Annotated in this window: 4 protein-coding genes and 1 pseudogene; 2 read left to right on the top strand and 3 right to left on the bottom strand. The window is 70.4% G+C overall.

Annotation, left to right across the window (positions count from 1 at the left end):
* A pseudogene (locus tag V7067_RS09290) lies at window positions 1–563 on the top strand (alpha/beta hydrolase); the annotation flags it as partial.
* On the opposite strand, the gene V7067_RS09285 reads toward V7067_RS09290, so the two are convergent.
* The 3 genes from V7067_RS09285 to V7067_RS09275 form a co-directional block, all read right to left on the bottom strand.
* Entirely contained in the window at window positions 564–1,607 is a 1,044-nt protein-coding gene (locus tag V7067_RS09285; protein WP_334175615.1) for a biotin-dependent carboxyltransferase family protein, read from the bottom strand.
* Entirely contained in the window at window positions 1,604–2,347 is a 744-nt protein-coding gene (gene pxpB, locus V7067_RS09280) for a 5-oxoprolinase subunit PxpB (protein ID WP_334175614.1), read from the bottom strand. The genes V7067_RS09285 and pxpB overlap by 4 nt, the downstream gene beginning before the upstream one ends.
* Before the next feature lie 187 nt (window positions 2,348–2,534).
* Window positions 2,535–3,524, bottom strand: coding sequence for a GntR family transcriptional regulator (locus V7067_RS09275; protein WP_334175613.1), 990 nt, complete (start codon window positions 3,522–3,524; stop codon window positions 2,535–2,537).
* A 469-nt stretch (window positions 3,525–3,993) separates the two neighbouring features.
* On the opposite strand from V7067_RS09275, the gene V7067_RS09270 reads away from it, so the two are divergent.
* Window positions 3,994–5,205 carry a mandelate racemase/muconate lactonizing enzyme family protein gene (locus tag V7067_RS09270; protein ID WP_334175612.1) on the top strand — a complete coding sequence of 404 codons (1,212 nt, stop codon included), beginning with the start codon at window positions 3,994–3,996 and terminating at the stop codon, window positions 5,203–5,205.
* Window positions 5,206–5,678 lie beyond the last annotated feature (473 nt).

Genomic DNA, 5,678 nt, shown 5'->3' with positions numbered 1-5,678 from the left:
TGCACGGGCAGGGCGGCGACCGCTATCAGGGCAACAACGACTGGATGTTCGGCGGCAATTTCAACCGCATCAAGAACCTGATGGTGCGCAACGGCGGGCTCTATGTCTCCACCGACTTCACCGATTTCGGCGACAAGGGCGAAGCCGACATCGCCGCGCTGATGCAGCTGCTGGCGCAGAAGAGCCCCGGCGCGCCGATCTTCGTCGCCTGCGGGTCCTATGGCGGGGTGCTGTGCTGGCGGCTGGCGGAAAATCCCTCCACCAGCCGCCTGATGGGCGGCATGCTGCTGCTCGGCTCGGTGACCGACGACAAATATCTGTCCGTCATCCGGGCGACGCCCCCGGCCGCGTGGCTGCCGATCTATCTCGGCCACGGCAGCGACGATGCCGTGATCCCCTGGCTCGGGCAGGAGAAGTTCTTCAAGGCGGTCAAGGCCGCCTATCCCGGCTATCCGATGCGCTTCACCCTGTTCGACACCGGCTCCCACGGCACCCCCATCCGCATGACCGACTGGCGGCTGGTGCTCAACTGGATGCTGGCGGCCGGCCGCAAGAGCGGCTGATCAGCCGGCGAACGGTTCGGCCGCAGCATCCGTGGCATCGCCCGCAAGGTTCTGCGCCAGCAGAAATTCGCTCGAAAGACCGGGGCTTCCGGCGGGCACCAGCGCGGTTTCCAGCGCCGCGAGCCAGCGGGCGTGATCGCGGGCGATGGCCTCGGCCTCGTCCGCACCGACCGCCCGGAAGCGGATCTCCTCGCCCGGCCGCCGCTGCGCCAGCTTCGCCAGATCGGGGCCGATGACGGTGGCGATCTTCGGATAGCCGCCGGTCGGCTGCCGGTCGGCCAGCAGCACCACCGGCCGGCCGTGGCCGGGCACCTGAACCGAGCCGTTCACGATGCCGTCGGAGACGATGTTGAAGCCGGCGCGGTGCCCGATCGCCGGCCCCTCCAGTTCGCAGCCCATGCGGTCGGCCCGGACCGACAGGCGCCAGACGGCGGCGAGAAAGGTCTCCAGCCCGGCGGCGGTGAAGGCATCGTCCTGCGGCCCCATGACGACACGCACCGGCCCGCCGGTGTCCGGGCGGCGCGCAGCCGGCAGGCTGAGGCAGGGGCCGGCGACCGGCGGGGCAACCACCGGCAGCCGGTCGCCGGCGGCAAGCGCACGGCCGTGGAAGCCGCCGAGCGCGGACCGGGTGTGGGTGGAAAGGCTGCCCATGACCGGCGCCACGGCAAACCCGCCCGCAACCGCCAGATAGAAGCGCAGCCCCGTGCGCGCCGCGCCGATCCGCACGTCTGCGCCGGCCGGCACGTCATGGGCGCGCCACGGCGCGGCGGGTGCGCCGGCAATGGTGAAGGCCCCCTCCGCGCCGGCAAGCGCGATGCGCAGCGGCACATCGGCGCTGAAGGCGAGGCCTGTCATGGCCGCCTCGATGACCGCCACCCCGGGGGCGTTGCCCGCAAGCCGGTTGGCGATGTGCATGGCGACGGCATCCATGGCCCCGGACGCCGAGATGCCGGCGCGCTGCCAGCCGAAGCGGCCGAAATCCTGCAGCGTGGCGAGAACTCCGCCATCGTGCACCGTCAGGGTGCCGCCCGGCCCGGCGCTCATGCCGCAAGCCGTTCGGCGCGGGCCACGGGGTCGCCGGCTTCGGCGGCCGCCGACAGCGCCTCGAACTCGGCCGTGCCGACGGGCTCGAAGCGGATATGGTCGCCGGGGGCAAACAGCACCGGCCGGCTTTCCCGCGCCGGATCGTAGGAGCGCACCGGCGTGCGGCCGATGAGGTGCCAGCCGGAGGGGATCGGCAGCGGCGGGGAGACGGCGGTCTGCTCGCCGCCGATGGAGACCGAGCCCGGCGGGGTGGCCGGCCGCGGGTGGCTGCGGCGCGAGGTGGCAAGGGCCGCCGGCAGGCCGCCCAGATAGGCAAAGCCCGGCGCAAAGCCGATCATATAGACGCGATAGGCGGCCCCGGCATGCAGCCGCACCACCGCTTCTTCGCTGAGGCCGTGGGTGGCGGCGACGAAGGCGAGATCCGCGCCGGCCGCGCCGCCATAGAGCACCGGCACCCGCCACAGCGTGATGTCGGCCGTGGGCAGCGGCGGCGGCGGCCACAGCGCCTGCACGGCCGCAGCGATTGCCTGACGGGAGGTGACCAGCGGATCGAACATGACCAGCAGGGACCGATAGCTCGGCACCTGCTCACGCACGCCTTCAAGGCGGCGGGCCGCCAGCGCGGCATCGAGCGCCATCACCTGTGCGCTGATGGCGGGATCGATGCTCTGGCCGAGTTCGATGACAAGGCCGCCGTCGCCGGCATCGAGAAAGCGGGGAGGGGACGCGGGAGGGCTCATGAACGGGCGTGCCGGCGGGGAGGCGGAAAAGCGGCGCGCGGCAGGGCCGCGCGGGTTCGCCGCCAGACTAGCGCACATCGGCGGCGGACCGAAGCCGCCCGGCCGGCTTTTGCGTGCGCCGGTTCTTTGCGTGCGCTTGTCCCTTGCGTGTGCTTGTCCCTTGCGTGCCCCTGCCCGCCGCCCGCAGTCAGCGTGCCGCCGCCCAGCCGGCCGTTTCGGGGGGATTGGCCTGCGCGTTTTCCAGATGGGCTTTCATCATCCGCGCGGCCTCCGGCTGGTTACCGGCACGCACGGCGTTCAGCACCGCCAGATGTTCGTGCACCCAGGTGTGAATTTGCCGGTCGCTGAAGGCGCCGCGATATTCCATCAGCCGGCGCAGGCGGTTCTGCTGCTGCACGGCCTGCACGAAATAGGGATTGCGGGAAAACCGCGCCAGCGCTTCGTGAAAGCTGGCATCGAGGCCGAACAGCGTTCCGGGTGTGGTACTGGCGGAAATGCCGTCGACCAGCAGCCGGCGGTGCTCGGCCTCCAGCCGGTCGAGGGTTGTCGCATCGGCGGCATAGCCGGGCTGCATCAGCGCCGCCGGCTCCAGAATGAGCCGGAAGGCGTAGCTGGCACCCAGCGCCTCGAAACTGTCGAGGCAGGGCAGAAAGCGCCAGCCATGGCCGCGGTTGCGCTCGATCAGCCCTTCGTCAGCCATGCGGCTCAGGGTGCGCAGCAGCACCACGCGGTTGACGCGGAACGTCTGCGCGAGCTCGGTCTGGGTGATGGAATCGGGCAGCCGGCGGGCCATCCGCTCGCGGATCAGCGTGGCATAGAAGGCCTGCTCGGGCGTGGACGGCACGGCAATGCCGGCCAGAGTGTCGATCTCCGCGCCCTCCACGGCCAGAAAAAAGCCCTGCCGCTCGCGGGCATCCACGATGCCGCGGTCCGCCAGCAGCCGCAGGGCGGCGCGCACCGGCGTGCGGGAAACGGACAACTCGTCCGCCAGCCACTGTTCGGTCAGGTGATGGCCGCGCGCCAGATGCCGGCTGCGCACCAGCCCGATGATCATGTTGGCCAGCACGAACTGGGTCTGGGTCTTGGGTGGTCGCTTGCCGGTCGCGGGCGGGGGAGTGCTCTCATCGGCGGGGGCGGGGATTTCGAAGGTATCGTCGAAGACTGCCGGGGTCATCATCGGAGTGGCACACTCATCTTCGCGGTCTGCGCCGGCCGGCGGTCGTCAGGCGCCGTCCGATGCAGTCTGGGCACATTTGTGTGAACACGCATGACTCTCTCTCACAACTGTAATGCGCGTTCTGATTGCGCAACCTAGCGCCGAAACAGGTGCATGAAAATGGTTGTGTCGTTCTTCACGGCCGGATCCGTTCAAAAAAATGTAAGTGCCGGCGACACAGTCTGCGGCAATCGTGGATATATGTATACACTCACAGGACTTTTTGCCGGCAACGCGCTCCGGAAGGGCCGGGCCGGGTTGGTGGGGCTGGCCGGGGGGGCTATGCTGGGGTCTCTTCTGGGGAGAGGAGCCCGCGAAACGGTGCCGGACCGGCCCGGCATTCCGCAGCCGGAGCAGCAATCCGGGACGGCGCCGGATAACAAAATGCGGGGGAGGGAACCGTCCGCCCGGACGGTGGGGCGAGAGCGACATGGAACTGAGGGTGAGGCTGTTTTCGGCCCGGCTGCGGCCGGGTGAGCGGACAGCGGCCGATGCGGCCGCGGATGGCGGGGCGGGCCTGACCGCTCTGGCGCCGGCGCGCACCGTGCGGGAACTGCTTTATCTGCTCATCGAGCGGGACGGGCACGAGGGTGTCGGCGAAGTGCGGCTCGACCGGCTGCACCGGCTGTTCGGCTCGGACGACTATCGCCCGGCGGCGATGATCCGTGCGGCGATGGCCGCCGTTGCCGCCGTGCCGTGGGACCGCTCGCCCCGCGTGTTGCTGCACGAGTTTCCCGGGCTGGCGGCCGAATGGCCGGTGCCGGTCCGCATGCTGGTGGATACGGCGCTGCACGATCTGGCGGCTTCGGAAGCCGGCCGGCCGGTTTCCTCGCTGATCGGCGGCGGCAGCGAGGCCCGGCTGGTGCGCCACACCAGCCAGTTGCTCCGTCATGAACCGCTGGCGCTCAGCCTCGCGCGGGCCGAGCGGCTGGTCGCGCGCGGGTTCCGGCGGCTGAAGGTCGTCGTCGGCGTCGGCAGCCCCGAGGCCGACCGGGAACGGATGCGCCAGTTGCGGGCGCGATTCGGCGAGGCGGTTTCGCTTTCCGCCGATGCCGGCGGCCGCTGGCCGGCCGAAACGGCGCTGCGCAACATTGAGGCCCTTGCCGGCTATGACATCGACTATGTCGAGCAGCCCGCGGCGACCGGCGATTTCGCCACCCTGCTCAGCGTGGCGGCGCAAAGCCCGGTGCCGGTCATTCTCGACGAGGGGCTTTCGACCCTTGCCGATGTGGAGCGCATTGCCTCCGGCGGCGGCCGGGTGTGGGCGAACCTGAAGCTGGTGCGCTTCGGCGGCATTTCCGCCACCGTGCGGGCCGCCCATGTGCTGGCCGAGGCGCGGGTGCCGGTGATGATCGGGCAGACGCAGGAAGGCGCGGTCGCCACCGCTGCGGCGCTGCACACCGCCGATGCCACCAAGGCGCGGCTGGTGTCGCTTTCCGGCGCCGATGAGCTGGCCGACGATCCGGCGAGCGGCCTCGTCTATGGTGCCGGCACGGTGGCGGTGGATGCCCCGGCCGGGCTCGGCGTTCGCTTCGATCCCGCGCGGGCGGATTTGCTGATGCAGGCCGGACCGCCTTCGGCCTCGTCCGTGCCGGTCATCGCCGCACCGGTGCTGGCGGTGCCGGTGGCCGGGGCCGGCTGAGCCGGGCGCTCCGGCGGGAAGCTCCCGCGGCTGCGGGAGAATGTAGCGGCCGAAAGTCGGCCTCCCGGGCAGGAATGGATTGTCGGACGGACTTTCCTGAGGTATGAAATACTAAACCGGACAGTTCAGAAAGTGACGCACCGGTCCGTTTCCGGTCCTCGTGGCCGCAAAGGGGCACCCGGAGGCGTCGCAGTTTCGCAGGACTGTCCGACAACCGGTCTCTGCCCGGCACCGGTATTGCAGCGTTTCGTGCGGCGCCAGCCAGCCGGAACGCTGCCGCCGCAGTCGTTATCTGAACGGCTGTTACCTGAATTCTGCATCCGCTCGCCCCCCAACCGCGGATGCAGATGCGCCGCCCGGTATTGCCCCCCAACGACCGGGCCGGCAGAGTGGTCGCCCCTGGCTCCCCTCCCCCCAAGCCAGCTGGGGGCGACCCTCAAACCGTTTCATCCGGCAGATCTTTGCATCCGGCA

It is taken from the genome of Pseudoxanthobacter sp. (assembly GCF_036822375.1).
Lineage (GTDB): Bacteria > Pseudomonadota > Alphaproteobacteria > Rhizobiales > Segnochrobactraceae > Pseudoxanthobacter.
This window is presented reverse-complemented; position numbering and strand designations above follow the sequence as displayed.